Consider the following 25,656-nt stretch of genomic DNA (forward strand, 5'->3'; position numbering starts at 1 on the left):
CTTATGTTTTTCACCCCTTTTCGACATAATAACACCTATAAGGAGTGTGAAAACATGGAGGAAAAGGATTCGCATAAATATACTGAATTATCCAATGTTGAGAAGCAGTTCAATTTCTTAACAGCACAAGAGTTTCCGGAAGGCCCCTATGGTTCAACCTTTAAAGTTAATGATGCTGTTCAAAATAAAAGCACTCCCTGGAAGGAAGGGCAGCGGCAATATAGTGCTTTCAATTATGAATTCAAATCCCTGCATCAAGATTTACCAAGGCAGATGGACGGGGCACATCCCACACATGATGACCCGGATACAGATGAACAAGTACCATATGATAATTAAAAAGGGAAATAAAAAACGAAGGGTCCGATTCCCTTCGTTTTATTTCTTTACTTTTTTCAATACAAAGTAAGCACAGCCGAAATTGCAGTATTCATAAAGATATTCCTTTAGGGTGCTAATTTTTGAATCGAATGTTGCCTTTTGGTTTTGGTCATCAAAAAAGCCCTTTAATCGGAGCTGCCCATAACCCCAATCTCCGACGATATAATCATATCTCGATAAAATATCACTAAACCTAGCCTTTAGTGCTTCCTCATTAAACCCATTTCGATATTCCTGCACTAATTCATACATGGTGTTATTAATAATAATCATGCTTTTTTCCACCTCATTTTACCAGCGAATTCTAATACCCATTATAACCGATTCCCCATCAATTGCTAAGAAATAAAATCCTCTCTTTGGCTATTCTAATAAAAGGAGGTGTTTAAGTTGAAAAAATTAGTCATCATCATGGGATTATGTACGATGACAGCTTTAACTGGATGCTCTAAGGATATGGCCAATCGTGATGTTTATCAGGAAAGCGGCAATACCATTAACGTTAATAATAAAAGGCATGACCTCTACAATGAAGGCGCAAGCCGCGGAGTCCGGAATGTTAGCAACAATTATGGCTTTGTCCGTCACCAAAAGAGTCCGTTGATGAACGATAATACAGCGAATAACCACTATACAGCGCTCGATCGAGAACAGGTCGCCAATATTATCAGCAAGCACAGCACCACTATTCCCAATGTCAATGATGCCGCAACACTTGTTACTGATCAAGAGGTTTTAGTAGCTTATAATACCGATTCAAAAGACCGCAATCTGACAGCTGACCAGGTAAAGAGGACGGCGATGTCGGTTGTGCCGCGGTTTTACCATGTATATGTCACAGACAATAAGGTGTTAATGCGTGATGTAGAAAATCTCGCTAATCTAGATTCAACAAGCCGAAATTCCCGTAATTTGGTTACCGGCCTTGTGAAGCAAATGAAAAAATCACCACAGGGACAACGAATCAGTCCAAATGAAGACGAAAATGGCCTGACTCCGGATGATTATAATAAGAGCAGACCACATCGATAAAATACCTCTGGGCTTATATTCAAAAGAGTTCAGCCGTTTTACCGGCTGAACTCTTTTATAAATAAGGTAGGACACCGCTAAACGGAATCTTTGCGTTTTACGCTTCCTTTACGTCTTGTTCACCTAATAATTGCTTATGTTTGGCAGCGGCATTTACTTGTTCATCAGCATGGTAAGAGGAACGAACCAACGGACCTGCTTCACAATGACTAAAGCCTTTGCTCATCGCAATTTGCTGTAATTCCTTAAATTCATCAGGACTATAATACTTTACAACCTTAAGATGACTCTTTGTAGGCTGCAGATATTGACCAATGGTCATAATATTGACATGATTTGCGCGCAGATCGTCCATTACTTCGATAATTTCCTCTTTTGTTTCTCCAAGCCCAATCATTAAACTGGATTTTGTTGGAATGCTTGGCTGCATTTCTTTTGCCCGGCGGAGAAACTCGAGAGACCGATCATATTTAGCACGCGCCCTTACTCTTGGCGTCAAGCGTCTAACTGTCTCGATATTATGATTTAAGATATCAGGTTTAGCATCCATCAACAGCTGTAAATTTTCTTCTTTCCCGCCCATATCAGAGGGAAGAACTTCAATACTGGTAAATGGATTTTTGCGGCGAATTGCCCGAACTGTTTCCGCAAAAACTGCTGCCCCGCCGTCCTTTAAATCATCACGCGCTACGGCGGTTATTACCACATGCTTAAGATTCATTAATTGAACGGAGTCAGCAACTCTTTCCGGCTCTTGCCAATCCAGCTCTGTCGGCAGACCTGTTTTTACTGCACAAAAGCGGCAGGCTCGAGTACATGTATCTCCAAGAATCATAAAGGTTGCTGTTCTTCTTTCCGCCCAGCATTCATGAATATTTGGACAGCGAGCTTCCTCACATACGGTATGAAGATTTTTTTCCCGCATCATTTTTTTCAAGCCGGTATAAGATTCATTTGTATTCAGCTTTATTTTTAACCAGTCAGGCTTTCGTAAAATTTCTTCATTTTTGCTCATTGTTACACCCCTAATATGTATAAATAAATGAGTTCTTCTGAATCACTTTAACATACTGCAAATAGAACAACAAGCAGACTACCTTTCCGTTTCGATTACCAATTATTAACCTTAATGAAATAGCAAAGAAGTCATAAACTAATCATGTACATTAATCGGAAGGAGGATTCCTGTGCGGGCTTTTCTGATAATTGGAACTTTCCTTTTATTCTTCACCTCTACAGTGGCTGTCAGGGATGCTCATGCAAAAGAACCTGATCCATACCTGGAGAGAATGAAGCTTTACAAAAAGGTCGAAACCGTTACACAGATTCCTTGGTATTATTTAGCAGCCATTGATCAATATGAAAGAAGCATCCGCCTTGTCCGTCGCGACCTGCCAAAACCGGACAGCACTATTGCTATTTATTTCAGACCTGAACAATGGGCAGGCCTGACCAATCCTAACACCGCCGCAGAAAACCCGGCAGTCCTCCAATTTTTTAATGGACTGGGGGTTGATGGAGATGGGGATGGAAAAGCGAGTTTAAAGAGTGATGAGGATGTCTTATATGCCATTGCTCATTATCTTCTTTCATACGGGGTCGATGCTGAAAATCTTAAAATTGGGTTATGGAATTACTATCACCGCGATAAGACCGTCAGAATTATTACTGGAAAGGCAAAAGTTTACCGTCATTTTGGCCGGCTTGATTTAGATAAGCAAGTGTTTCCTGTTCCGATTCGAAGCAATCACAGCTACCGCAGTACTTGGGGGGATGCCAGGGGGTGGGGCGGAAGAAGGAGTCATGAAGGGACCGATATTTTTGCCGATTATGGGGTTCCTGTACGCGCTACCAACTATGGCGTTATCGAAATGAAGGGCTGGAACAAGTTCGGCGGCTGGAGAATCGGCATCCGTGATATTAATAATACCTATCATTATTTCGCCCATCTCAGCGGGTTTGCGAAGGATTTGAAAGTCGGACAAATTGTTGAGCCTGGGATGGTCATTGGTGGTGTCGGAAGTTCGGGCTACGGTCCGCCGGGAACCTCCGGAAAATTCCCGCCCCATTTACATTACGGCATGTATAAAGATAATGGGATTACCGAATGGTCGTTTGACCCTTATCCGCATTTAGCAAAATGGAAGCGGATTGAGCGGGCGAATACTCGTAAGAAGAAATAGGACTGTCCTTGATGGATAGTCCTTGTTTTTTTCACGGCTTTTTTGTATTGGATTTGGTATCTGTCTTCGTATCGGACTTTGTATCGGTCTTCGTATCCGGAACCTGAATCGACGGAACGGTCCCTCCTCCTTCGTTATAGAATTGCGGGACATCTCCTTGTATATATGTCCCTCCTACCGGAATACTCTGGGTTAGCTTGGTGATTTCGGTTGCAAAAGGGGTAATAATTTGCACAGAAACTTCGATATGGATCGAAACTTCGGCCCAAAAATTATTGATGCCAATTCGTTTCGTTTCTATTTTCACATCGGGTTCAACTTCCCCGATAGCATGAAACTTTACTGGGATTTTTGGGCCAATATTCCCTAACAAGGATATATTTGTTGCCTGGCCTAACGGTACATACCAGACGATTCCATCTTCCTTTGTCGTATTTTCCGTTTCAATCTCAACATCTGTCAATTGTTCTAAAGAGGCAAGATCTCCTTTTTTGGCCGCCTTTAAGTTCTTTTGAATCTGTGCCGTTGTTTCTGCCAATACTCGGTTTATGTAGACTGAATTGAGTTTTCCGTTGTCCGGTTTCCCGTCTTTACCAGGTATTATCGTGATTACATCATCAATAGCCATCGTCCGCTTAGTGATCGCCTTATTGATAACAAGCGAAGCAATATTGCGGGTTTCGGATGTAGCAATTCTCATTAACGTCGGCTCAATCCCTTTATTTACCAGCCAGAGACCTGATGCGGTTGAGAAAAGGAAAAAGACAAAAGATAATAGCAGGACATAGCGGAAAGGCAGCGGTCCCCGCTTCCTGAGCCGCCGGCGAAACTTTGCCAAAGAAATCACCCCTTCTTGCTATATGTATGCTAACACGAAGGGAACTAGCCTAAAAATGGAATAAAAAAAGCCTGCCGTCAATGCAAGCTTTTACACCATCTTTAATAAGGCATCCTTTCCAAGCATTCCTTGGTGAATCCCTAATTCCTCTGCCTCCAAGGTCACTGACTCTAACGGGGCATTTAACAGCTGATCAATCGTTCTTACACCGACGGCTCGGCCGGCAATAATTTTGCGGTCCTTTAATTTTTCATTTAATAAGCCCACGTCCAGGGCACCGCACATAATATATCCCTTGTCGCTTGTCACCGCGAGCAAGGTAGTTTTTGGAAGTAACACAGAAACAGCCAAAAACGTATGACCGTTAATTTCAACTGGTGAAAGATCAATCAAAGTGTCCCACACTCCTTTCCTCCCTATCACTCTATGACAGCGGAGGAAAATCCGTGATGGGCTAGGTGTCCGTCTCTAACTTCCATTTTAATATGTCGCGAAAAAATTCCGGCAGAAAATATTTTTTCTGCTTGCTTGGAAGCACTTCTTTGAAAAAATGACCAAAAGTAAACATATCCGGCAGTGCCAATGTGTAGTTTTGTTCATCGTTTAATTCTTTGCCATCCACATATATCGTGTTTCCATGAAGGCTAATCCGATCATAGACGAATATCCCCAAGACCGTTCCTCTAAACCCTAGGCCTTTTATATGCTTATGGGGTAAGCTTTCATCCATCGTTTGAAGGTAAACCTCCTGTAACTCTTTGCCTGTCAGTTCAATAACACAAGGATTGATCGGATGGGGGCAAATTTTCAGCAGGTCATATTCAGTCACATCGCCTGCTAACGGGCCTAAAAGCAAACCGGCATTCAACATTGCACAATCAGCATGGCACCATTCCCGCAATGCCTTGCACAGCAAAAGGGAGAGGTCTGTTTCCTGGAAAAGATCATTTGACATAGGTTTGAGCAGTGTAGTGACTTTCTTATTTAGCAGCTGCTTCCCTTTCTCTAAGAAGGCATCGACCTGTTCCTGTTCATTTTGAACGGCGGGAAGCTCTTTTGCGTCATAAAGAAGCGCATTTTTGTTTATTATGGATTTGGTCTCATCAATGGTGACGGTAACATGCCCGACAAAATAACCATACTTCCCTGCCGCTCCTAGGAGCGTGCTGCCCACCTGCTTTCCCTGTTCAAGAACATGATGGGTGTGGGCGCCTAAGATGACATCGATTTCTGGGAATTCTAAAGCGATTCGTTCATCATCGTGGATGCCAAGATGGGACAGCAAGATAATGAAGTCTGCCTCTTCCTTCAAAGTTTGCAGCCATTTTTTCAGTTCTGAAATTGGCTCCGTCAATTCCCAGCCAAGCAATTCATAAAGGTGAGCAAATTGGACGGTGAGTCCAATCACTCCCACCCTTGTACCCTTTTTCGTATGATAAATCTGATAGGGTTTCACCCAATCAGGGTAAATTTCATTTTTTTTATAAAAGTTTGCTGCTAAAACATCAAATTGCGCTTCGTCATAGAGGTGATTCAAATCTTCATAGGGAAGATTTACCCCCTCATTGTTGCCGATTGTAACTGCAGTATATTGACACTCATTTAAAAGGGCAATATTCCCTTGCCCTTTCGTTGCTTCGGTATATGGATGCCAGCGGTCAAGAAAATCGCCGATATCAAACAGAAAGACTTCCTCCTCTGTTTGGAGATGCCGCTCTTTTTCTTTAAGCAGGAACTGCGCTATTCGCGGCCAATTTTCCAAGTGACTGTGAACATCGTTTGTATGATAGATATGAATGGTTTCCATTGTTCTCCCTTACCCTACTATCCCTTGATAAATTAATCGAATTCCAACAATCACAAGGATGGTTCTGATAATTAAGACAATCGTTTTGCTTTTTAGCTTCGTATTTAGAAACACTCCCACCTTTGCACCAATCCACGCTCCAGGTATTAAGGCCAGTGCATACAGCCAATTGACATTTCCTAGAGCAATATGAGTAACCGAACTTAGAATGGAAGTAGGTAATATCATGAACATGGAAGTTGCGGTTGCCACATGTGGTGGAAAAAAGAATAACAAAATCATCGTGGGAACCATTAGCGAACCCCCGCCAATCCCAAAGATTCCTGATAAAAATCCTACCGCAAAGGAAATGAGAATGGCGATAGTTGGACTAAAACCGTATTCAAAGGTTTTGCCGCCATTATCGGTGAAGCTGCGAACAATCCCCTTATCTTTCCGATAGGGAATTGGTTTTAATTTATCCTTTACGACCAAAACAAGCGAGACAAAAAGAATAAATACACCGAAATAGATATTAAAGGAATGCAAATCTAATTTTTCCGTTATCCATGCGCCAAGTATACTCCCCGGCCCGCTTCCAATAAGGAAGATAAAGCCGCTTTTATAATCAACTGTCTTATGTTTCATATAGGCTAATGTTGAGGATAGCCCTGTAAAGATCATCGTAAAAAGTGAGGTCCCTACGACTACCTGCGGGGTTAGATGACTGAATGTTGATAATGTTGCCAAGTACAGCAAGGCGGGAACAACTATGATTCCTCCCCCCATGCCAATCAACGAGCCCAGTGAACTCGCGACCAGCCCTACTAAAATTAAAATAATCCATTCCATTTGTTTTCACCTTCTAGTGTTGTTTTATCTGCCTTGAGGTTGAAGGAATTTTCAAAATAACCCTAACTGCCTTGGGGCAAGATCGTCATATTCTATATGTAAATGATTCATCATTTCCTTGGCATTATCTGCCGCGTCCCCGCCTGAATTGTTGTTAAAGAGGAGATACACATTTGCGGACTCTTTGGCTAATATTTGGATGGAATCTGTCCATTCTTTTAGCTCTTGCTGGTTATAGCGATAAAGATAACGAACCTCGCGCCAGTTCTCGGCATTCCGCTTTTGCCAGCCATGAACATTACGGCCGTGAAACCTTACCAGGACTTTATCAGGATCAGTAGTCTTTAGAATCGTTGGAATCGAACCCTCTCCGGATTGCGGTTCATCGCAAATGCTATGAATCCATTTTTCTGTGTTCATAAATTCAAGCGTTTTTTGAATGTATTGAGGTGCGAACCACGATTGGTGCCTGAATTCAAGTGCACAAGGAATATCACCCATTTCACGCTTGCACCATCTTAAGTACTCAACATTTTCCCGTTTACAGGCAAACCATGGCGGGAATTGAAAAAGGGTCATGGCTAATTTATTGGTTTCTATGTATGGAGCGAGCGACTCTTTAAAGGCATTGAACATCGCTTGTTTCGTTTCAAACGGGATTTCACCCCTTATGTGTCCGGTCATCCCTTGGTATGCCTTGACGACAAATTGGAAGCTTGCCGGCGTCTCATTGACCCACTTTTCGGCATTACGTGTAGGTTGAATCGCATAAAAAGCAGAATCCACTTCGACAATTGGAAAATGTCCCGCATATTCCTTTAATTTATCTCTTGAGGAAATTTGACCTGGGTATAAGCTGTCATGGTCGCCCCAGCCTGTTACACCAATATAAATCAAGAAACTCACCTCCATTTATTAATAATAGCATAACCATTTTATGAAGATGCTACATTTTTCTCGATTGGAGATAGATGGCGTTTGCCTGACGACAGTTGGCGTTCGCTTCTCGACAGTTGGCACTCGCTTCTCGACAGTCGGCTCACGTTTCGCGACAGTTGGCTCACGCTTGGCGACAGTTGGCGACGCTCACGACAGTTGGCGCTCGCTTCTCGACAGTTGGCGCACGTTTCGCGACAGTTGGCGCTCGCTTCTCGACAGTTGCGCATCCTATCCGCCAGTAACCCTCATTCCAACGCAAAAACCCGCCTGCCAACGTGGCAAGCGGGTTAATTTTTTAAAATATTAACCGATCGAACCTTCCATCTCGAATTTAATGAGACGGTTCATCTCAACGGCGTATTCCATTGGCAGTTCTTTTGTAAATGGCTCGATGAAGCCCATGACGATCATTTCGGTTGCTTCTTGTTCAGAAACCCCGCGGCTCATCAAGTAGAAAAGCTGTTCTTCAGATACTTTAGACACCTTCGCTTCGTGCTCAAGTGAAATATTGTCATTTAAGATTTCGTTGTATGGAATTGTATCCGATGTTGATTGGTTATCCATGATCAACGTATCGCACTCGATATTGGCACGGGCACCGTCAGCTTTACGTCCGAATTGAACGATTCCGCGATAGGTTACCTTTCCGCCATGCTTCGAGATTGATTTCGATACAATCGTTGACGATGTATTTGGAGCTAAATGAATCATTTTTGCTCCTGCATCCTGGTGCTGACCTTTACCGGCAATTGCAATCGATAACGTCATTCCACGGGCACCTTCGCCTTTTAAAATAACGGCTGGATACTTCATTGTCAGCTTCGAACCGATGTTGCCATCAATCCATTCCATTGTTGCATTTGCTTCACAAACCGCACGCTTCGTAACAAGGTTGAAGACGTTGTTTGCCCAGTTTTGAATCGTTGTATAGCGGCAATAAGCATCTTTTTTAATCACGATCTCAACAACAGCACTGTGCAATGAGTTAGTTGTATAAACTGGCGCTGTACAACCTTCAACATAATGCACATGCGCGCCTTCATCGACAATGATTAATGTCCGCTCAAATTGCCCCATGTTTTCGGAGTTAATCCGGAAATACGCTTGTAATGGCGTATCTACTTTAATGCCTGGCGGTACATAAATGAACGAGCCGCCCGACCAAACAGCAGAATTCAGCGCAGCAAACTTGTTGTCTGTTGGCGGAATTGTTTTGCCAAAGTGTTCGCGGAAAATATCTTCATTTTCCTTTAAAGCAGAATCCGTATCTTTAAAAACGATTCCTAATTCTTCAAGGTCTTCCTTCATGTTGTGGTAAACAACTTCTGATTCATACTGCGCAGATACACCGGCAAGGTACTTTTGCTCAGCTTCTGGAATCCCAAGCTTATCAAAGGTTGCTTTGATTTCCTCAGGTACTTCATCCCAAGACTTCTCAGATTTCTCAGATGGTTTTACATAATAAGTAATTTCATCAAAGTTTAAAGAAGACATATCGCCGCCCCATTGCGGCATTGGCATTTTGTAAAAATGCTCAAGTGACTTTAAGCGGAAGTCTAGCATCCATTGTGGTTCGTTCTTTAACTTGGAAATTTCTTTAACAATATCAGCTGTCAATCCACGCTTAGATCGGAATATGGAAACGTCTTTATCGGCAAAACCATATTTATAATCACCGATTTCCGGCATTTTCTTCGCCATCGTCCTTTTCCTCCATTTCTTAAACGAAAGGGGCTAAAAATGCCCTATTTCATCCTATTCTTGGTCCTCTTCCTTCAATCCTTTTTCCATTGCCTTCCACGCTAATGTGGCACATTTGATGCGCGCTGGAAATTTTGAAACACCCTGAAGTGCTTCGATATCGCCTAAATCGAGATCTTCATCAATCTCTTTTCCTTGCATCATATCTGAAAAGACCTTTGATAACAACAAAGCCTCTTCTACTTTCTTACCCTTAATCGCTTGCGTCATCATCGATGCTGAGGACATTGAAATCGAACAGCCTTCGCCTTCCTGCCTAGCGTCAACCACGATTCCATCCTCCACCTTCAGACTCAATTGAATCCGGTCGCCGCAAGTTGGGTTATTCATATTAATCGTATGACTGCCATCCTCCAAAACTCCGCGATTACGAGGTTTTTTGTAATGGTCCATAATTACTCTTCGGTAAAGTGCATCTAAATTAGAAGACATCGCTGAAATACTCCTTCGTTTTGACAAGTCCTTCAACAAGTTTATCAATATCATCTTCTGAATTGTATAGGTAAAAGCTGGCACGAGCAGTGGCTGAAGCTTTAAGCCATCTCATCAGCGGCTGGGCGCAATGATGTCCGGCGCGGACTGCAATTCCTTCCGCATCCAAAACAGTTGCCACATCGTGCGGATGAACATCTGTTAAATTAAAGGTAACAAGACCTGCACGCTTGGCTGCATCCAGCGGCCCGTAAATCGTCATGCCTTCCACTGCCGCCATTTTTTCTAATGCATAAGCAGCAAGGCGATGTTCATGCTCAGCAATATTGTCTAAGCCTATTTCATTTAAAAAGTCGATTGCAGCTCCAAGACCGATTGCACCGGCAATAATCGGTGTGCCGGCTTCGAATTTCCACGGCAGCTCTTTCCAAGTTGACTCGTACAGTTCGACAAAATCAATCATCTCACCGCCGAATTCAATCGGCTCCATGTTTGCAAGCAGCTGTTTTTTCCCATAGAGGACACCAATGCCAGTAGGCGCGCACATTTTGTGGCCTGAAAAAGCAAGAAAATCACAGTCGAGATCTTGAACATCAATTTTCATATGCGGCGCACTTTGGGCCGCATCGACAACCATAATCGCTCCGTTCTGATGGGCAATTTCGGCAATTTCTTTTACCGGATTGATGACACCAAGGACGTTCGATACCTGCATTACTGACACGACCTTCGTGTTAGCAGTGATTGTCGCACGGACATCATCCAGTGAAATCGTGCCATCCTCTTGAAGTGGAATGTACTTAAGTTGCGCTCCTGTCCGTCTGGCGACTTGCTGCCACGGAATGATATTACTATGGTGCTCCATATAAGTAATAACGATTTCGTCGCCTTCTTTTACATTCGCGGCCGCATAGCTCGCCGCTACAGTATTAAGGGATGTCGTTGTGCCTCTTGTAAAAATAACTTCCTGCGTTGATTTTGCATTGATAAACTTGCGAACCTTTTCCCGTGCTCCCTCGTACGCATCTGTCGCTCTTGTTCCTAGTGTATGGACACCGCGGTGGACATTGGAATTGATTTCGCGATAATATTTTTCAATGGCCTCGATTACTTGGAACGGCTTTTGTGATGTTGCCGAACTATCCAAGTATACTAACGGATGGCCGTTAACCTCTTGATCTAATATCGGAAATTGTTTGCGAATATCCTGGATATTCATTAGCGTACTTTCCTTTCGATCACTTCAGTCAGCTGTTTCTTAACCCCTTCTATCGGAAGTTGGTTAACAACTGGTGCTAGGAAACCATGAATAATCAAGCGTTCCGCTTCCGTTTTCGTAATGCCGCGGCTCATTAGGTAGTAAAGCTGTAAGTTATCAACCCGGCCGACAGAAGCAGCGTGACCTGCCGTTACATCATCCTCATCAATTAATAGGATTGGATTGGCATCGCCGCGTGCTTTTTCACTTAGCATTAACACACGTGATTCTTGCTCAGCATTTGATTTAGAAGCGCCATGTTCAATTTTACCGATTCCATTAAAGATGGAAGTAGCACTGTCTTTCATTACACCATGCTTCAAAATATAGCCTTCGCTGTTTTTCCCGAAGTGAACAACCTTGGTGGTGAAGTTTTGTGTTTGCTCACCGCGTCCGACAACAACTGTTTTAGTATCTCCATAAGAGCCATCGCCAATTAAATTAGTCGTGTTTTCTGAAATCGTGTTTCCTTCATTCATTAACCCTAAGGCCCATTCAATTCGTGCATCTCTGCCGGCAACACCGCGGCGGTTCACATACGTCGTAATTCCTTTTGCAAGGTTATCAACTGCCCCAAATGTCACTCTCGCATTGGCGTTCGCAATCACTTCTACCAGAATATTAGCAACTGTATTTGATGTTTCCATTGTTGAAATGTAGTTTTCAACATATGTTACGGCACTATTATCTTCAGCAACAACAATCACATGGTTGAACAGATTGGCCTCAGCATCATCGTGGACAAACACGGCGTGAATTGGCTCGGCAACTTCTACATTCTTCGGAACATATAAGAAAACCCCGCCATTTACAAGTGCTGCGTGAAGCGCCGTCAAACGATGTTCGTCAGCATTGATAGCCTGCGTCATGTAATACTTTTTCAACAGATCACCATGCTCTCTAGCAGCAGTGAAAATATCGGTAAAAATTACACCCTTGTTTTTTAGCTCTTCAGATAAAGCTGAAAAGGCAGGCGTTTGATTTCTTTGGATATATAAGTTCTTGTTTTCAGCATCCATATCAATTAATGCTTTCACTTCTTCCGGCAATTCTGCAAGTGAAGGATAGGCAGCACTTTTGACCGTATGTTGATTGAATTGCGTGAAATTCCATTTATCGATTTTCGTTTTATCAGGTCTTGGCATTGGCAGCTGTTCGAAATCTGTTAATGCCTTAAGACGGAATTCTTCAAACCAAGCAGGCTCGCTCATTTCTTTGGAGAACGAGCTTACTTTGCCATTATCAAATGATAATTTTGTTTCTGTTGTCATTGTAATCCTCCTAACGCTCTCTTACGCTTCTTGCCCAACTGTTTCATCTTCAATTCCAAGTTCTTGCTTGATCCAGTCATATCCTTCTGCTTCTAAGCGTTGTGCTAGCTCTGGTCCGCCGGATTTCACAATGCGGCCTTGCATCATTACATGCACATGGTCAGGAGTGATATAGTTTAACAGACGTTGATAGTGCGTAATAATTAAGCAGCCGAAATCTTCGCCGCGCATTTCATTGATTCCCTTGGATACAACCTTTAGGGCATCGATATCTAGTCCGGAGTCAATTTCATCTAAGATGGCAATTTTCGGTTCTAACATCGTCAATTGCAAGATTTCATTCCGTTTTTTCTCACCGCCGGAGAAGCCTTCATTTAAATAACGCTGTGCCATATCAAGATCCATTTCAAGGAATTCCATTTGCTTATCCATTTTACGGATGAATTTCATCAATGAAATTTCGTTTCCTTCACCAAGACGGCTGTTGATTGCAGAACGTAGGAAGTCTGCATTTGTAACGCCGTTAATTTCACTTGGATATTGCATTGCTAAGAAAAGACCGGCACGTGCGCGCTCATCTACTTCCATTTCAAGAACATTTTGTCCATCTAATGTAATGTTTCCGCTTGTCACTTCATATTTTGGGTGACCCATGATAGCAGAAGATAAAGTGGATTTACCAGTACCGTTTGGCCCCATGATTGCATGGATTTCTCCACCCTTTATTTCAAGGTTTACCCCTTTTAATATTTCTTTACCCTCAATTTCTACATGAAGGTCCTTAATTGTTAAAGTTGATCCAGCCATATTTATACCTCCGAAAAGAATGATTTGTATCTTGAAACTACAATGTTCTATGAAGCAATTCTCATTTTATTCTCATTACAATCTTATAACAAATGAAATGTATTAGCAACTCCTAAACAGTAAAAACAAAGCTGCTATTTTCATTAAGCAAGTCCTAAATGAGAATGAAAGGAGTAATTTTGTGAAAATTCAGACGAAAACTCTTTATGTAAAACACATTCGGTATAAATGATACCTTATTTTATATTGTTTTGCCAATGGTAATACATGTTCTATTAATTGGAGCGAAAATATAAAGAAAACTCGCCGATTGGCGAGCTCTTAGGCGAAGACAGAGGCGTAGTTGCACTTATGCCTGATAGGAAAGTATACTTTCCTATCGGCCAGAAAAAGCCAGTGAAGTTGTCACTGACTTTCTGCTTTTCTTCCTATTTAAATACGTTTTATTTAGAAACCGGTACAACGGCCCCTTTGTATTTTTCAAGAATGAAGTCTTGGATTTCTTTTGATTTGAGAACTTCTACAAGTGTTTTGATGGTTTCTTTGTCTTTGTCCTCTGAACGAACGACCACAAGGTTTGCCGGTACAACGTCATCGCCTTCAAAGGCAATTCCATACTTTCCGATGTCAACGCCGCCTTCTAATGCGTAGTTCGTATTAATAACCACTGCATCACCTTCACCGCTTTCGAAAGAAGATGCTAATAATTTGGCTTCAATTAACGTTGAGAAATCAAGGTTCTTTGGATTTTCAATAATATCCTCAACTCTTGCATTCGCGCCAACGCCTTCTTTAAGCTTAATTAATCCTGCTTTTTCAAAAATAGGTAAAATACGTCCATGGTCACTAAATGAATTACTCATTATTATTTTTGCACCTTGTGGAAGGTCTTTTAAGCTCTTATATTTTTTAGAATAAATTCCGATTGGTTCCTTATGAATTTCGCCAACACTTACAAAATCAAAGTCCTTATTATCTTTCATTTGCAGGTCTAAATACCCTGGTGTTTGAAAATAGTTGGCATCGAGGTCTTTATCCCTTAATGCTACGTTTGGAAGAATATAATCTTGGAAAACTTTGATGTCTAGGTCAATACCTTTTTCCTTTAATAATGGCTTTGCTGCCTCTAGCACTTCCGCATGTGGTACAGAAGAGGCACCAACGACTAATTTTTTGTTTCCATTTTTCCCCGCTGAATCGTTTTTTGTACTGCCACACGCTGTAAGGGCAAATGCCAGTAACGTAATTCCAATGAAACTAAATACCTTTTTCATGATATAACTCCTCCTGTTATCGCTTATCTGTTTTCTTTGTAAAATAATCACCAATAAATTGGACAATAAAAACTATAATTAAGATCGCAATCGTTGCAACTAACGTGACAATCGGTTTATTGCCCTGAAACCCATAGAGATAGGCAAAATTCCCAAGTCCGCCAGCTCCAATGACTCCAGCCATTGCCGTAAAGCCAACGAGCGAAATAGCTGTAACGGTAATCCCTGAAATTAATGCCGGTAAGGATTCCGGTATTAATACTTTAAAAATAATATGGCCATGGGTTGCTCCCATCGATTGCGATGCTTCGATCACACCTTTATCGATTTCCCTAAGCGCAATTTCTACCATTCGCGCATAAAATGGGGCTGCACCAATAATGAGGGCTGGAAGCGCCGCATTTGCCCCGAGTATCGTCCCTAACAATAATTTTGTAAATGGAAATAATAAAACTATTAAGATAATAAAGGGAATGGATCTGAAAATATTGACAAAGCCGCCAATAACAACATTAACGGTCCGATTGGCCCATATATTCCCTTTATCTGTTAAAAACAACAGCAGACCAAGTAATAATCCTAAAACAAATGTCGCAAACACGGAAATGGAAGTCATATACATCGTTTCACGTGTTGCTTCAATTAATTTGTCCCACTTTACCATTTCCATAAAATCAGCCATTACTGATCACCTCCACGCCGACTTGCTGTGAGTGAATATAATCGATGGCCTTCTGTATTTCGCTTACTTGCCCATCCAAGTGAATAAATAATGTTCCGTATGATCCGTTTTGGGTGTGTGAAATCTTCCCTTGAAGAATATTGACAACCACATCGAAATTCCGGATAACATTTGTGATTAATGGCTGTTCTGTTGTCTCCCCAACGAACGAGAGCTGAACCACACGACCATGCGGATAAAGTTCGAGTAGATGTTGGGTTGTTTCCTTCGTTTCTTCCGGTTCCGTTACCTGCTGGACAAATCGCTTCGTAATCGGCTGCTCCGGGTTTTTAAACACATCAAGCACTGGACCAAGCTCAACGACTCTTCCACTTTCCATGACCGCTACCCGGTGGCATATTTTCCGGATGACATGCATTTCATGCGTAATCAAGACAATTGTTAAACCCAGCCGTTTATTAATATCGACCAACAAATCCAAAATCGAATCGGTCGTTTGCGGATCGAGCGCGGAAGTTGCTTCATCACAAAGCAATACTTTTGGATTGTTAGCAAGTGCTCTAGCAATCCCGACGCGCTGCTTTTGCCCGCCGCTCAGCTGCGCAGGGTAAGCATTTTCCCTGCCTTCGAGACCGACTAGCTTAATAAGTTCCTGCACTCGCTGTTTTCTTTGCGAACTATTTACCCCTGCGATTTCTAATGGAAAAGCAATATTTTCACTTACTGTCCGAGACCACAGCAAGTTAAAATGCTGGAAAATCATACTGATTTCCTGGCGAGCTTTCCGGAGCTCAGCACCCTTTATTTTCGAAATCACCCGGCCGGCTACCGTAACGGTTCCATTCGTCGGGAGCTCGAGTCCATTTAACATCCGGATTAACGTACTTTTTCCGGCACCGCTATATCCAATCACTCCGAAAATTTCTCCTTCTTGTATTTCCAGGTTTACATCATTAACTGCCTTTAAATGCCCCTGTTTTGAAGGAAAAATTTTACTTGCGTTTTTTATCGATATCACTTGAATCACCTGCTTTTTATCCAATTTACAGATTCTTGTTTATAGAGTTAGGCTGTTTTCAAGAAAAGATTCTTTTTTTTAAAATAAAAATGCCTCTCTGCACAGGCAGAAAGGCATTATTAAAACAATCCTTTCTCCCATCTCCCAAAGCAACCGCTTTGTGTGAATTGGCACCATTTCAATACAAATATTGACGGTTGCCGGGCTTCATCGGGCACATCCCTCCACCTCTCTTGATAAGAGCTTACAGCATTCTATATTCAATTTACACGTTAAATTATTTAAGTAATGATATTACGATTGCTATCGTATCACGGATAAAAAGCAGTGTCAATGAGAATTTATTTGGATAATAGTGTCAGCTGAATTTAAGCATTTGTTTTTAGGGAAGCTAAGCCGGTCGCCGTTTCAATCGCTGATTCGAGATCTTCGATTAAATCCTCGACATTTTCAATACCAATGGAAAGGCGAATTAAATCCTCAGATACCCCTGCAGACTTAAGCCCATCTGCATCTAATTGCTGATGAGTGGTGCTTGCCGGGTGAATAATTAAGCTTTTTGCATCGCCAACATTGGCAACATGTGCCCACAGCGTAATTGCATCAATCAATTTAGCCCCTGCCTCTTTGCCACCTTTAATCCCAAAGACAACCATGGAGCCGGCACCTTTTGGCAAATACTTTTGCGCTAATTCATGATCCGGATGTGATGGATGTCCAGGGTAAGAAACCCACTCCACTGCAGGATGATTGACTAAGTAATTTACCACTTCCTTCGTATTGGCAACATGCTCTTTCATCCGCACATGAAGTGTTTCAAGACCAAGTGTGAACTGGAAAGCATTTTGCGGACTTAGTGCCGGCCCCAGATCACGTAAAAGCTGGACGCGTGCTTTGATAATATAAGCGACCGCACCTAGTGCTTCTGCATACACGAGATCATGATAACTTGCATCTGGAGTTGTAAAGCCCGGAAATTTCGGCGAGTTCCAGTCAAATTTCCCGCCATCGACAATCACACCGCCAGTTGTCGTGCCATTTCCCAACAGCCATTTTGTGGCCGAGTGAACGACAATGTCTGCACCATGCTCAAATGGCCGGCACAGATACGGTGTCGCAAAGGTATTGTCAATTATTAATGGAACCCCGGCCTCATGAGCAATTGCCGCTACCTTTTCAATATCGAGTACGCGTAAGCTCGGATTACCAATCGTTTCAGCGAAGACTGCTTTTGTTTTTTCAGTAATCGCCGTGCGGAAATTTTCAGGATTATCCGGGTTGACAAATTTCACTTTAATTCCGTATTTAGGAAGGGTAACGGCAAATAAATTATAAGTTCCGCCATAAAGATTCGCGGCAGAGACAATCTCATCACCGGCTTCAGCAATATTTAAAATCGCAAGTGTGATCGCTGCCATGCCGCTTGCAACTGCAAGTGCTCCAACGCCGCCTTCTAATAAAGCCACGCGATCTTCAAAAACGGTGGTGGTTGGATTATGGATCCGGGTATAAATGTAACCAGGCTCCTTTAAGGCAAATAAGTTGGCCGCATGTTCTGTGCTTTTGAATTGATACGCATTGTTTTGATAAATCGGGACCGCCCGAGCACCTGTCACCGGATCTGGCGACAATCCTCCATGAACACTCAATGTTTCAAAACGATAATTCTTTTGATTTTCTCCCATTATTCTCGCTCCTTTTATAACAATACAACAAGCAAAAAACCCCCTCTTCATAAGAAGATGGGGGTCCCACTCTTCTTATCTTCCAGAGCTAAAGTGCTCTGCTGGATTTAGCACCGTGTTAAAAACCGGTTGCCGGGCATCGTAGGGCCAGTCCCTCCGCCACTCTTGATAAGAATGCTTATTGAATTGTTTTTATTGATAGAATATTTAAATAATACTTTACATGAAGATTAATTCCGAGTCAATAACTTTTTGTAAAGGGGCGGAGCGCCGCAAAAACAAACTTGTATAGTAAATTAGTGGAAATTATTTAAATTCTACTTTGAATGGACTTAGTCTAGCTCTGCTCACACCGCCTTTATTTTTGTACGCTCACGGTTTTGTGCTTTTGTTAAAAAGAAGACCGATTCTAGTAAAAGAGTGGTTCTTAGTGGTGCTGAAACCTTTAGCTGCCCTTGCTGTTCGAGAACTCGCAGCCTTTGAGTTCCGTCAAGCAGCTGTTTCATTGCGTTTGGCGATCCGTTAATCTCGTGCTTTGTCTGGAGTGCTTCTGAGTTTTGCAAGATCATGGTACTCCCGTTTTTGATCATTAACTGCATTGTTTGTCCCTCACAGCGTAGGTTAATTTGTAAATCCGCCTGATGAATTAAGGGAAGGACATGCCCCTGGTCTTTGATTTTTGCTAGAAATGCTTCTACCGCTTCCATCATTTCCACCACTCCGGTCTTGTCACTTTTACATTACTTATTCAGCAAGAATTGGAGGAATCCTTTCATTATCACTCGACAATTTCCTGCGCAATTTGGCAGTCTTTTTGAAATTTCCCGAGAAATATGTCGGATATTTATGAAATTTTGGCAGATGCTGATGGTTCCTTTTTCACGGTAAATCCTCTAAATACAAGGAAGAAATACGTCGAACCAATTAAGTATAATCCAGCTGTTATCGTGAACACATAGGCATAGCCCCAGTACGAACCGTACTTAACGACAATTCCTGTCGAAACCGGCCCCATGAACGCCCACCCTAAATTAAACACCATTTGGTTGACGGAGTTGGCGAGCCCCTTCATCGAGTCGTTCACCTTTGACATCATTAACGACATTTGAATCGGGTTCCCGGCATTCATCAATGCCTGGCGGAATAAGAAACCAATGGCTGCCAGCCATAAATGTTCAGTATAGGCTGTTAATAATAGGAATGGAAGCGATGCAAGCTGTAAATAAACAACCGCCTTCACGTCCCCGACCTTTTTGACGACTTGCGGACCGATAAACATCGCCAAGGCGGTTGCTGCCTGCCCCATTGAGATAATTAAGCCAATTGAAGTTGTCGTGGCACTAAAGCGGTCGGCAAAGTACAGGTTTAGATAGGGAATAACTAGACCTGCGCCAAAGCCGATTAACAGCTGGGCAATGGCAAATAAAACAATCAACTTCAATCCGTCACTTTTCCAAGATATAGTCGCGGTCTTTTTTTCTGTTGGTTTAAATTTCGGTTTAGGTAGTTCTGTGAATTTTGTGGTTGGGAAAATCCCAATTAGATATATAACTGCCCCGATTATTAAAGTAAAGCGGATGCTATTTAAATCACTAACAAACAATGAAAATAAATCGGTTAATCCGCCGCCTAATAAGGTTCCTACCACGTTCGCCGCGGTCATTAAGGCAAAATGGAGACTAAATAGATTCACTCGCTGCTCGGCGATGGAATTTTCCGCAAGCCATGGAATTCCTGAAACTTGCAAGAAAGCCATTGTCAAGCCGCTGATAAAGGCAAGCGTAATCAAGACTCCTTGATCAGCAAAAATACTACGGAGCAGCAAGATGACACCTGAGATTAAGATGCCGAAAAAAAACACTTTCTTGCGTCCATAGCGGTCACTAATGAGTCCTGCCGGTACCAAAATAATCGCTGTCGCAAGCGAAGTCATCGCAATAACCTGGCCATTAACCGACTCTGCGTATCCTAGTTTACGAATATAAAAATTGTATATCACCATAAAAATCCCGAGCCCAATTTGGGTGATAATATTGGCCATAAAGCTTAATTTGATATTCCGGTTATAAGTTTTAAATTGTGCAGCCCAATTTTGATAGAAGGCCATTTCGTGTTCGCCCCTTAGGTTGGTTATTTCGTATCCCTAAGTATCATAATGCAGAAGAGAAGTTTTTGTAAATGGGGAAGTTTTGAATTTTTCATATATTTCAGTTGTGGCTGAATTTTTTGGAAAGTGTTGAAAAGGGCACTCTGGGATCAAAATTTCCCCAACAAAAAAACAGATGCACTCTGCATCTGCTTAGGTGAGATATTGTTTTGTTTTTTCAAGTAAATATGGTACGGAATGAAAAGCGTAAATGGTTTCTTTGACCTTGCCGTTTTGCACAATTAGCAGGCATGGGACACTTTCGATGCCAAAATGCGCAGCAATATCGGGATAAAAATTCAAGTTCATTTTTCCCATATTAACCTTTACAAGTTCCTCAAGCACGACTAGCATCCTTGAAGCAACCTGGCAGGTGCCGCATAGAGGGGTATAAAAATATAGCAGGCCGCTTCCTCGATCATCAAGAAAAGCAGCTAAATCATTTCGATTCCATTCGTTCATATGCTCATTAACTCATTTCTAAATACTCTGTATGAACATCAATATTCGCGCCCATTAGAACGGTCGCCAAGTGGTGCACCGGGGCAGTTGCGACCTCGCGATACATTCGGTCAATATATAAATGTTCAGCTTGGGGGAATTCCCGTTTAAATTGCTTGCGAAGCTTTTCGCCAGCTTTATCCGCATCAACAAGGATATAGACATCCTTGTCTTCAAGAAATTCAATCCATTCATCTAGTTTCGTAAAACTGATGGTTCCATTTGTACAAATGATTTCTACTGGTTCCTTTACAATCCGCTTTACCTTATTTTTATCTGACTTTCCTTCAACAATAAGAACTTTGTCAACATACGAATCATTCATATCCATCACCTGTAATAGAAGTTGTTTATGTTAACATATTCTAAAATATTAATTTCGTGTGTTTTTCTTCTTAGTATGTTAACTATAGCACTATTGTCATATTTAAAATAGGAATTTGTCCGACTTTATTATATACTTCCCAATTTAAAGCAGAAGAGATGTTGGAAAAATAAAGAAAACTCGCCGACTGGCGAGCCGTTAGGCGAAGACAGAGGCGTAGTTGCACTTATGTCTGATAGGAAAGTTTACTTTCCTATCGACTAAGAGAAAAAGCACCTTTGAAAAGTGCTTTTTCCAATTATGATTAGCCTTCCTTAGTCATTGCTTCATATTGTTCAGCGGTCATCAGCTTGTCGAGCTCGCTTGAGTCAGATAGTTCAATGACAACCATCCATGCTTTTTCATATGGTGATTCATTTACAAATTCTGGGCTGTCACTTAAATCTTCATTTACTTCCACTACTTTGCCACTTACTGGTGCGTAAAGCTCAGAAACGGTCTTAACAGATTCAACACTGCCAAATGGTTCATCAGCCGAAATCTCATCGCCGACTTCAGGCAGCTCAACAAATACGATATCGCCTAGTTCATGCTGTGCAAAGTCCGTGATTCCGACGCGCACTTTTTCCCCTTCAATCTTTACCCATTCATGTTCTTCAGAATAACGTAATTCTTTTGGTGTACTCATTAGCAAAAATCCCTCCATTGTGTTTTCTAAAATCTATCATCGAAATAAATCGATTTCCGTTAGTAAATGCTCACAGCCACATTTTTTCGTACTCTTCTTCTTTAAAGCCTACTGTGACGTGTTCTCCATCGGTTAAAATCGGCCTTTTGATTAACATGCCGTCAGATGCAAGGATATCAAGCAGTTCATCTTCAGAAGCAGATTTCATTTTGTCTTTTATCCCTAATTCGCGGTATTTTAAACCGCTAGTGTTAAAAAATTTCTTTAATTCCAGACCGCTTTTTTGTAAAAATCCCTGCAATTCCGCACGCGACGGAGGATTTTCAACAATATGTACTTCTTCATAAGGCAGATGATGCGCATCCAGCCATTTCTTCGCATTTCGACATGTACCGCATTTTGGATACCAGTAAAATGTCAGAGACATTCGTTTCACCGCCCTCCTGCCTAACATTTATGCATCACTTGAATATTACCATAACTTTTTTCTAACGCAAAAAGTATTGTCGTCTTCACCAAAGAAATTCGACTAATTTCGAGAAAATCCTGCATCATTTTGACAAAAATTATTTTATTAAGAAAACAAGCACTAATTCCTGTTAGAAAAGCTATCCGCCGAAATAAGCCCCTCCAAATGAAGGGGCTCAGGTTTTTTAAACGATATAACGCTCAGCTTCGATTACCACATCGGCTGCTTCACGTTTTTTCGCGATTACATTGATTGGTGTATGACGCGTAAATTTGCGAAGTGACGACAACATCATCCGAAGTGTATCGCCCTGTTCAATCGCTATTAATGTTTCTTTAGCATCTGCTTCAATTTTATTGAATGCTTCCTGACAGAAGATTTGCGTATACAGAAGCTTTTGATTGCTCTTTTCTAAGCCGTCTTTAGCAATCGCCTTTTCGGTTCGTAAGACTACAGATTCCATGGCGTATACATTTGAAGCAATATCAGCAATATTTACGAGTATCTCTTGCTCTTTTTCAAGCGCTTTGCCAAATTTTTGCGCGGCCAATCCTGCTGCTAATAAGCCAATTTTTTTCGCATTTTTTACAAGATGTTTTTCCTGCGCCAGCGGCTCATCGCCTGGCTCTTCCGGCATTAACATCATAAGTTCCTCTTGGAGTGCCATTGCTTTTTGGAATAATGGCAGCTCACCTTTGAATGCCTTTTTCAAGAAAGTGCCTGGCACCAATAGACGGTTGATTTCGTTCGTTCCTTCAAAAATACGGTTGATACGGGAATCACGGTAGGCTCTTTCAATTGGATACTCCTGCATAAAGCCGTAACCGCCATGAATTTGCACACCTTCATCGACGACATAATCTAACACTTCACTGGCAAAGAATTTATTAACCGAGCACTCGATTGCATATTCAGCAATGGAATTTGCCACTTTCTTAATATCTTTGGCATCTTCTGTTGAAAGCTGGCCCTGGTTATCTTCATATAGTCCAACTGTCCGATACACGGAACTTTCGGCCGCATAAATTTTCGAAGCCATTGTGCCGAATTTTTCTTTTGTTAAATTAAATTGGGAAATCGGTGTTTTGAATTGCTGGCGGCCATTTGCATATTTAACGGTCATTTCAAAGGCAGTTTTGGAACCGCCGACAGCGCCGACCGCTAATTTATAACGACCAATGTTTAAGATGTTGAATGCAATCACATGGCCGCGGCCGAATTCACCTAATAAATTTTCAACTGGTACAGGAACATCCTCTAAAATAAGCGTGCGGGTAGATGAGCTCTTAATCCCCATTTTCTTCTCTTCAGCGCCAGTGGAAACGCCCTGGAACTCTCTTTCCACGATAAAGGCGGTGAAGTGCTCGCCATCTATTTTTGCATAAACTACAAAAATATCAGCAAAGCCGGCATTGGTAATCCATTGCTTTTCACCATTTAGGATATAGTGGGTACCCTCGACGTTTAATTTTGCAGTTGTTCTTGCGCCAAGGGCATCGGAACCTGAGCCTGGCTCGGTTAATGCGTAGGCGGCAAGCTGTTCACCTGAAGCAAGAGCAGGCAAATACTTGTTCTTTTGCGCATCATTACCGAATAACACGATTGGCAGTGAACCAATCCCCACATGAGCTCCGTGGGAAAGCGAGAAACCGCCAGCCCTGGACATTTTTTCCGTAAGCAGGGATGAAGTAATTTTATCTAAGGCGAGGCCTTCATATTCTTCAGGTACATCTGCAGCTAAAAGACCAAGTTCGCCTGCTTTTTTAAGCAGCTTTACAGTCCGATCGAATTCATGTTTTTCTAGATATTCAAGCTGTGGAAGAACTTCTTTTTCAACGAAGTCTTCAGCTGTCTTGGCAATCATTAAATGCTCTTCAGTAAAATCTTCCGGTGTTAACATATCTTTATACGAAATATCTTCGATTAAAAAGCTGCCGCCTTTAATGAACTTTTTTGTTTCGTTTGTCATGAAAATTTCCTCCTAATCCGTTTTTTTAAATTAGCTCAAATACTCCAGCAGCGCCCATGCCGCCGCCGATACACATCGTCACAACACCGAATTGTTCATTTCTGCGCTTTAATTCATGAATGAGTGACAGCGTTAATTTTGCTCCCGTACAGCCAAGCGGGTGGCCAAGGGCAATCGCGCCGCCATTTACGTTAACGATTTCATCATTTAATCCAAGCTCCCGAATAACTTGCAGTGATTGCGAGGCAAAGGCTTCATTCAATTCGAAAAGTTTAATGTCAGAAAGCTCAAGTCCGGCGAGCTTGACGGCTTTTGGAATCGCAACAACAGGACCGACACCCATAATTTCCGGCGGGACGCCGCCAACCGCAAACGATCTGAATTTTGCTAATGGCTTAAGGCCGAGCGTCTCTGCTTTTTCACGGTCCATTACCATCAGTGCTGCAGCCCCGTCACTTGTTTGCGAAGCATTACCTGCCGTTACAGTGCCTGACACCGAAAAAGCAGGGCGAAGTTTCGCAAGTGCTTCGAGGTTTGTGTCGGAACGAACCCCTTCGTCCTGCGAAAACTGGATTGTTTTTTCAACAAGTTTATTGTCATTTCCAACAGTGCGGACCGTCACATCGACCGGGACAATTTCATCGGCGAATTTGCCTTCCGCAATCGCTTTAGCTGCACGCTGATGACTCCTTACCGCAAAGGCGTCTTGATCCTCGCGGGAAATTCCATATTTCAGCGCTACTTGTTCTGCGGTATGACCCATACCCATATAATATTGCGGAGCTGTTTCAGCAAGTTTGATATTTGGACGGACGACATGCCCCATCATCGGAATCAGGCTCATCGATTCTGCACCGCCTGCGATGGCCGTGTCAGTGTGTCCAAGCATGATTCCCTGTGCCGCATAGGCAATTGCCTGTAATCCTGATGAACAGAAACGATTAATGGTAATCGCAGGAACAGTATATGGAAGCCCTGCTAATGCTCCGATATTGCGGGCCATGTTATTGCCTTGCTCTGCTTCCGGCATTGCACAACCAATGATTAAATCATCAATATTTCCTTCATAATTCCCAGCTCGCTTTAATGTTTCTTTTACTACCAATGCTCCCAAATCATCGGGGCGAACATGGGCAAGCGTTCCTTTCTTTGCCTTACCAACCGGGGTACGAGCTCCGGCAACGATTACCGCTTCTCTCATGCAAGTTCCCTCGCTTTCTTTCATTTTAGAAAAATACGAATCTATTATTTTCGGTGTCTGACCTCTAGCTCCACACTTTTTTATTCACGAAATTTTGTAAGAGGGGGCTGACCCTGTGCTTTCGTGCTCTGAAATTTTGACAAAGGGGTCCTGAACCC

27 protein-coding genes and 2 riboswitches are annotated in these 25,656 nt (G+C 42.2%); of the genes, 3 read left to right on the forward strand and 24 right to left on the reverse strand.

Annotated features, from left to right (window positions below; translation table 11 throughout):
* Window positions 1-54: 54 nt before the first annotated feature.
* Entirely contained in the window at window positions 55-339 is a 285-nt protein-coding gene (locus tag ACFVSW_RS06820) for a cytosolic protein (protein WP_387313859.1), read from the forward strand.
* Window positions 340-378: 39 nt separating this feature from the next.
* On the opposite strand, the gene ACFVSW_RS06825 is transcribed toward ACFVSW_RS06820, so the two are convergent.
* Window positions 379-654: a YutD family protein gene (locus ACFVSW_RS06825; RefSeq protein ID WP_387313862.1), complete on the reverse strand. Its 276-nt coding sequence runs from the start codon at window positions 652-654 to the stop codon at window positions 379-381.
* A 117-nt stretch (window positions 655-771) separates the two neighbouring features.
* Here ACFVSW_RS06825 and ACFVSW_RS06830 point away from each other — a divergent pair, with 117 nt between their 5' ends.
* Window positions 772-1,413, forward strand: a complete 642-nt coding sequence (locus tag ACFVSW_RS06830; RefSeq protein ID WP_387313864.1) for a YhcN/YlaJ family sporulation lipoprotein — start codon at window positions 772-774, stop codon at window positions 1,411-1,413.
* 97 nt (window positions 1,414-1,510) lie between these two features.
* Here ACFVSW_RS06830 and lipA read toward each other — a convergent pair whose 3' ends face one another.
* The gene (lipA, locus tag ACFVSW_RS06835) at window positions 1,511-2,428 is read right to left on the reverse strand and encodes a lipoyl synthase (protein WP_387313866.1); all 918 of its coding nucleotides are present in this window, start codon (window positions 2,426-2,428) and stop codon (window positions 1,511-1,513) included.
* Between the two features lie 172 nt (window positions 2,429-2,600).
* Between lipA and ACFVSW_RS06840 the strand changes: the two genes are divergently transcribed.
* On the forward strand, window positions 2,601-3,596 hold the full coding sequence (locus ACFVSW_RS06840; protein ID WP_387313867.1) for a M23 family metallopeptidase: 996 nt from the start codon (window positions 2,601-2,603) through the stop codon (window positions 3,594-3,596).
* A gap of 31 nt (window positions 3,597-3,627) precedes the next feature.
* Here the strand turns inward: ACFVSW_RS06840 and yunB are convergent, their stop codons facing one another.
* The 22 genes from yunB to ACFVSW_RS06950 form a co-directional block, all read right to left on the reverse strand.
* Window positions 3,628-4,434 (reverse strand): sporulation protein YunB, encoded by an 807-nt coding sequence (gene yunB, locus ACFVSW_RS06845; protein WP_387313869.1) that lies wholly within the window; start codon window positions 4,432-4,434, stop codon window positions 3,628-3,630.
* Between the two features lie 90 nt (window positions 4,435-4,524).
* Window positions 4,525-4,827, reverse strand: a complete 303-nt coding sequence (locus ACFVSW_RS06850; protein ID WP_387314117.1) for a YunC family protein — start codon at window positions 4,825-4,827, stop codon at window positions 4,525-4,527.
* Window positions 4,828-4,888: 61 nt separating this feature from the next.
* Window positions 4,889-6,241: a bifunctional metallophosphatase/5'-nucleotidase gene (locus ACFVSW_RS06855; protein WP_387313872.1), complete on the reverse strand. Its 1,353-nt coding sequence runs from the start codon at window positions 6,239-6,241 to the stop codon at window positions 4,889-4,891.
* Between the two features lie 9 nt (window positions 6,242-6,250).
* Complete coding sequence (locus ACFVSW_RS06860) at window positions 6,251-7,072, reverse strand: sulfite exporter TauE/SafE family protein (protein WP_387313874.1); 822 nt, start codon at window positions 7,070-7,072, stop codon at window positions 6,251-6,253.
* Between the two features lie 51 nt (window positions 7,073-7,123).
* Window positions 7,124-7,969 (reverse strand): DUF72 domain-containing protein, encoded by an 846-nt coding sequence (locus tag ACFVSW_RS06865; protein WP_387313876.1) that lies wholly within the window; start codon window positions 7,967-7,969, stop codon window positions 7,124-7,126.
* Between the two features lie 345 nt (window positions 7,970-8,314).
* Window positions 8,315-9,712 carry a Fe-S cluster assembly protein SufB gene (gene sufB / locus ACFVSW_RS06870; RefSeq protein WP_387313878.1) on the reverse strand — a complete coding sequence of 466 codons (1,398 nt, stop codon included), beginning with the start codon at window positions 9,710-9,712 and terminating at the stop codon, window positions 8,315-8,317.
* Between the two features lie 54 nt (window positions 9,713-9,766).
* The gene (sufU, locus tag ACFVSW_RS06875; RefSeq protein WP_387313880.1) at window positions 9,767-10,204 is read right to left on the reverse strand and encodes a Fe-S cluster assembly sulfur transfer protein SufU; all 438 of its coding nucleotides are present in this window, start codon (window positions 10,202-10,204) and stop codon (window positions 9,767-9,769) included.
* Window positions 10,194-11,423, reverse strand: coding sequence for a cysteine desulfurase (locus tag ACFVSW_RS06880; protein WP_387313882.1), 1,230 nt, complete (start codon window positions 11,421-11,423; stop codon window positions 10,194-10,196). Before ACFVSW_RS06880 ends, sufU begins: the two co-directional genes overlap by 11 nt.
* A complete protein-coding gene (gene sufD / locus ACFVSW_RS06885; RefSeq protein ID WP_387313884.1) occupies window positions 11,423-12,733 on the reverse strand; it encodes a Fe-S cluster assembly protein SufD in 1,311 nt (436 codons plus the stop codon). The genes ACFVSW_RS06880 and sufD overlap by 1 nt, the downstream gene beginning before the upstream one ends.
* A 21-nt stretch (window positions 12,734-12,754) precedes the next feature.
* A complete protein-coding gene (sufC, locus tag ACFVSW_RS06890) occupies window positions 12,755-13,540 on the reverse strand; it encodes a Fe-S cluster assembly ATPase SufC (protein ID WP_387313886.1) in 786 nt (261 codons plus the stop codon).
* 443 nt (window positions 13,541-13,983) lie between these two features.
* Window positions 13,984-14,814 carry a MetQ/NlpA family ABC transporter substrate-binding protein gene (locus tag ACFVSW_RS06895; protein ID WP_387313889.1) on the reverse strand — a complete coding sequence of 277 codons (831 nt, stop codon included), beginning with the start codon at window positions 14,812-14,814 and terminating at the stop codon, window positions 13,984-13,986.
* Between the two features lie 16 nt (window positions 14,815-14,830).
* Window positions 14,831-15,496 (reverse strand): methionine ABC transporter permease, encoded by a 666-nt coding sequence (locus ACFVSW_RS06900; RefSeq protein WP_387313891.1) that lies wholly within the window; start codon window positions 15,494-15,496, stop codon window positions 14,831-14,833.
* Window positions 15,489-16,514 carry a methionine ABC transporter ATP-binding protein gene (locus tag ACFVSW_RS06905; protein WP_387313893.1) on the reverse strand — a complete coding sequence of 342 codons (1,026 nt, stop codon included), beginning with the start codon at window positions 16,512-16,514 and terminating at the stop codon, window positions 15,489-15,491. The genes ACFVSW_RS06900 and ACFVSW_RS06905 overlap by 8 nt, the downstream gene beginning before the upstream one ends.
* A 134-nt stretch (window positions 16,515-16,648) precedes the next feature.
* Window positions 16,649-16,757, reverse strand: a riboswitch (SAM riboswitch).
* Between the two features lie 125 nt (window positions 16,758-16,882).
* Window positions 16,883-18,199 (reverse strand): O-acetylhomoserine aminocarboxypropyltransferase/cysteine synthase family protein, encoded by a 1,317-nt coding sequence (locus ACFVSW_RS06910; protein ID WP_387313895.1) that lies wholly within the window; start codon window positions 18,197-18,199, stop codon window positions 16,883-16,885.
* 72 nt (window positions 18,200-18,271) lie between these two features.
* A riboswitch (SAM riboswitch) is annotated at window positions 18,272-18,374 on the reverse strand.
* A gap of 172 nt (window positions 18,375-18,546) precedes the next feature.
* A complete protein-coding gene (locus ACFVSW_RS06915) occupies window positions 18,547-18,909 on the reverse strand; it encodes a hypothetical protein (protein WP_387313896.1) in 363 nt (120 codons plus the stop codon).
* A gap of 134 nt (window positions 18,910-19,043) precedes the next feature.
* Window positions 19,044-20,306 carry an MFS transporter gene (locus ACFVSW_RS06920; RefSeq protein WP_387313898.1) on the reverse strand — a complete coding sequence of 421 codons (1,263 nt, stop codon included), beginning with the start codon at window positions 20,304-20,306 and terminating at the stop codon, window positions 19,044-19,046.
* A gap of 192 nt (window positions 20,307-20,498) precedes the next feature.
* Window positions 20,499-20,807 (reverse strand): thioredoxin family protein, encoded by a 309-nt coding sequence (locus tag ACFVSW_RS06925; RefSeq protein ID WP_387313900.1) that lies wholly within the window; start codon window positions 20,805-20,807, stop codon window positions 20,499-20,501.
* 7 nt (window positions 20,808-20,814) lie between these two features.
* Entirely contained in the window at window positions 20,815-21,171 is a 357-nt protein-coding gene (locus ACFVSW_RS06930; protein ID WP_387313903.1) for a toprim domain-containing protein, read from the reverse strand.
* Window positions 21,172-21,475: 304 nt separating this feature from the next.
* Entirely contained in the window at window positions 21,476-21,859 is a 384-nt protein-coding gene (gene gcvH, locus ACFVSW_RS06935) for a glycine cleavage system protein GcvH (RefSeq protein ID WP_387313905.1), read from the reverse strand.
* A gap of 70 nt (window positions 21,860-21,929) precedes the next feature.
* Window positions 21,930-22,286, reverse strand: a complete 357-nt coding sequence (locus ACFVSW_RS06940) for an arsenate reductase family protein (protein WP_387313907.1) — start codon at window positions 22,284-22,286, stop codon at window positions 21,930-21,932.
* Window positions 22,287-22,512: 226 nt separating this feature from the next.
* Entirely contained in the window at window positions 22,513-24,297 is a 1,785-nt protein-coding gene (locus tag ACFVSW_RS06945; RefSeq protein WP_387313910.1) for an acyl-CoA dehydrogenase family protein, read from the reverse strand.
* 25 nt (window positions 24,298-24,322) lie between these two features.
* Window positions 24,323-25,498, reverse strand: a complete 1,176-nt coding sequence (locus ACFVSW_RS06950; RefSeq protein WP_387313912.1) for an acetyl-CoA C-acetyltransferase — start codon at window positions 25,496-25,498, stop codon at window positions 24,323-24,325.
* Between the last annotated feature and the right edge of the window lie 158 nt (window positions 25,499-25,656).

This window comes from Neobacillus sp. NPDC058068 (genome assembly GCF_042885335.1).
GTDB lineage: Bacteria > Bacillota > Bacilli > Bacillales > Cytobacillaceae > Neobacillus.

Excerpts from the sequence above, each read along its gene's own strand:
- ACFVSW_RS06820 (WP_387313859.1), top strand. The coding sequence starts at position 55 with ATGGAGGAAAAGGATTCGCATAAATATACTGAATTATCCAATGTTGAG.
- ACFVSW_RS06825 (WP_387313862.1), bottom strand. The coding sequence starts at position 654 with ATGATTATTATTAATAACACCATGTATGAATTAGTGCAGGAATATCGA.
- lipA (WP_387313866.1), bottom strand. The coding sequence starts at position 2,428 with ATGAGCAAAAATGAAGAAATTTTACGAAAGCCTGACTGGTTAAAAATA.
- ACFVSW_RS06855 (WP_387313872.1), bottom strand. The coding sequence starts at position 6,241 with ATGGAAACCATTCATATCTATCATACAAACGATGTTCACAGTCACTTG.
- ACFVSW_RS06860 (WP_387313874.1), bottom strand. The coding sequence starts at position 7,072 with ATGGAATGGATTATTTTAATTTTAGTAGGGCTGGTCGCGAGTTCACTG.
- sufB (WP_387313878.1), bottom strand. The coding sequence starts at position 9,712 with ATGGCGAAGAAAATGCCGGAAATCGGTGATTATAAATATGGTTTTGCC.
- sufU (WP_387313880.1), bottom strand. The coding sequence starts at position 10,204 with ATGTCTTCTAATTTAGATGCACTTTACCGAAGAGTAATTATGGACCAT.
- ACFVSW_RS06880 (WP_387313882.1), bottom strand. The coding sequence starts at position 11,423 with ATGAATATCCAGGATATTCGCAAACAATTTCCGATATTAGATCAAGAG.
- sufD (WP_387313884.1), bottom strand. The coding sequence starts at position 12,733 with ATGACAACAGAAACAAAATTATCATTTGATAATGGCAAAGTAAGCTCG.
- sufC (WP_387313886.1), bottom strand. The coding sequence starts at position 13,540 with ATGGCTGGATCAACTTTAACAATTAAGGACCTTCATGTAGAAATTGAG.
- ACFVSW_RS06895 (WP_387313889.1), bottom strand. The coding sequence starts at position 14,814 with ATGAAAAAGGTATTTAGTTTCATTGGAATTACGTTACTGGCATTTGCC.
- ACFVSW_RS06900 (WP_387313891.1), bottom strand. The coding sequence starts at position 15,496 with ATGGCTGATTTTATGGAAATGGTAAAGTGGGACAAATTAATTGAAGCA.
- ACFVSW_RS06910 (WP_387313895.1), bottom strand. The coding sequence starts at position 18,199 with ATGGGAGAAAATCAAAAGAATTATCGTTTTGAAACATTGAGTGTTCAT.
- ACFVSW_RS06915 (WP_387313896.1), bottom strand. The coding sequence starts at position 18,909 with ATGATGGAAGCGGTAGAAGCATTTCTAGCAAAAATCAAAGACCAGGGG.
- ACFVSW_RS06920 (WP_387313898.1), bottom strand. The coding sequence starts at position 20,306 with ATGGCCTTCTATCAAAATTGGGCTGCACAATTTAAAACTTATAACCGG.
- ACFVSW_RS06925 (WP_387313900.1), bottom strand. The coding sequence starts at position 20,807 with ATGAACGAATGGAATCGAAATGATTTAGCTGCTTTTCTTGATGATCGA.
- ACFVSW_RS06930 (WP_387313903.1), bottom strand. The coding sequence starts at position 21,171 with ATGAATGATTCGTATGTTGACAAAGTTCTTATTGTTGAAGGAAAGTCA.
- gcvH (WP_387313905.1), bottom strand. The coding sequence starts at position 21,859 with ATGAGTACACCAAAAGAATTACGTTATTCTGAAGAACATGAATGGGTA.
- ACFVSW_RS06940 (WP_387313907.1), bottom strand. The coding sequence starts at position 22,286 with ATGTCTCTGACATTTTACTGGTATCCAAAATGCGGTACATGTCGAAAT.
- ACFVSW_RS06945 (WP_387313910.1), bottom strand. The coding sequence starts at position 24,297 with ATGACAAACGAAACAAAAAAGTTCATTAAAGGCGGCAGCTTTTTAATC.
- ACFVSW_RS06950 (WP_387313912.1), bottom strand. The coding sequence starts at position 25,498 with ATGAGAGAAGCGGTAATCGTTGCCGGAGCTCGTACCCCGGTTGGTAAG.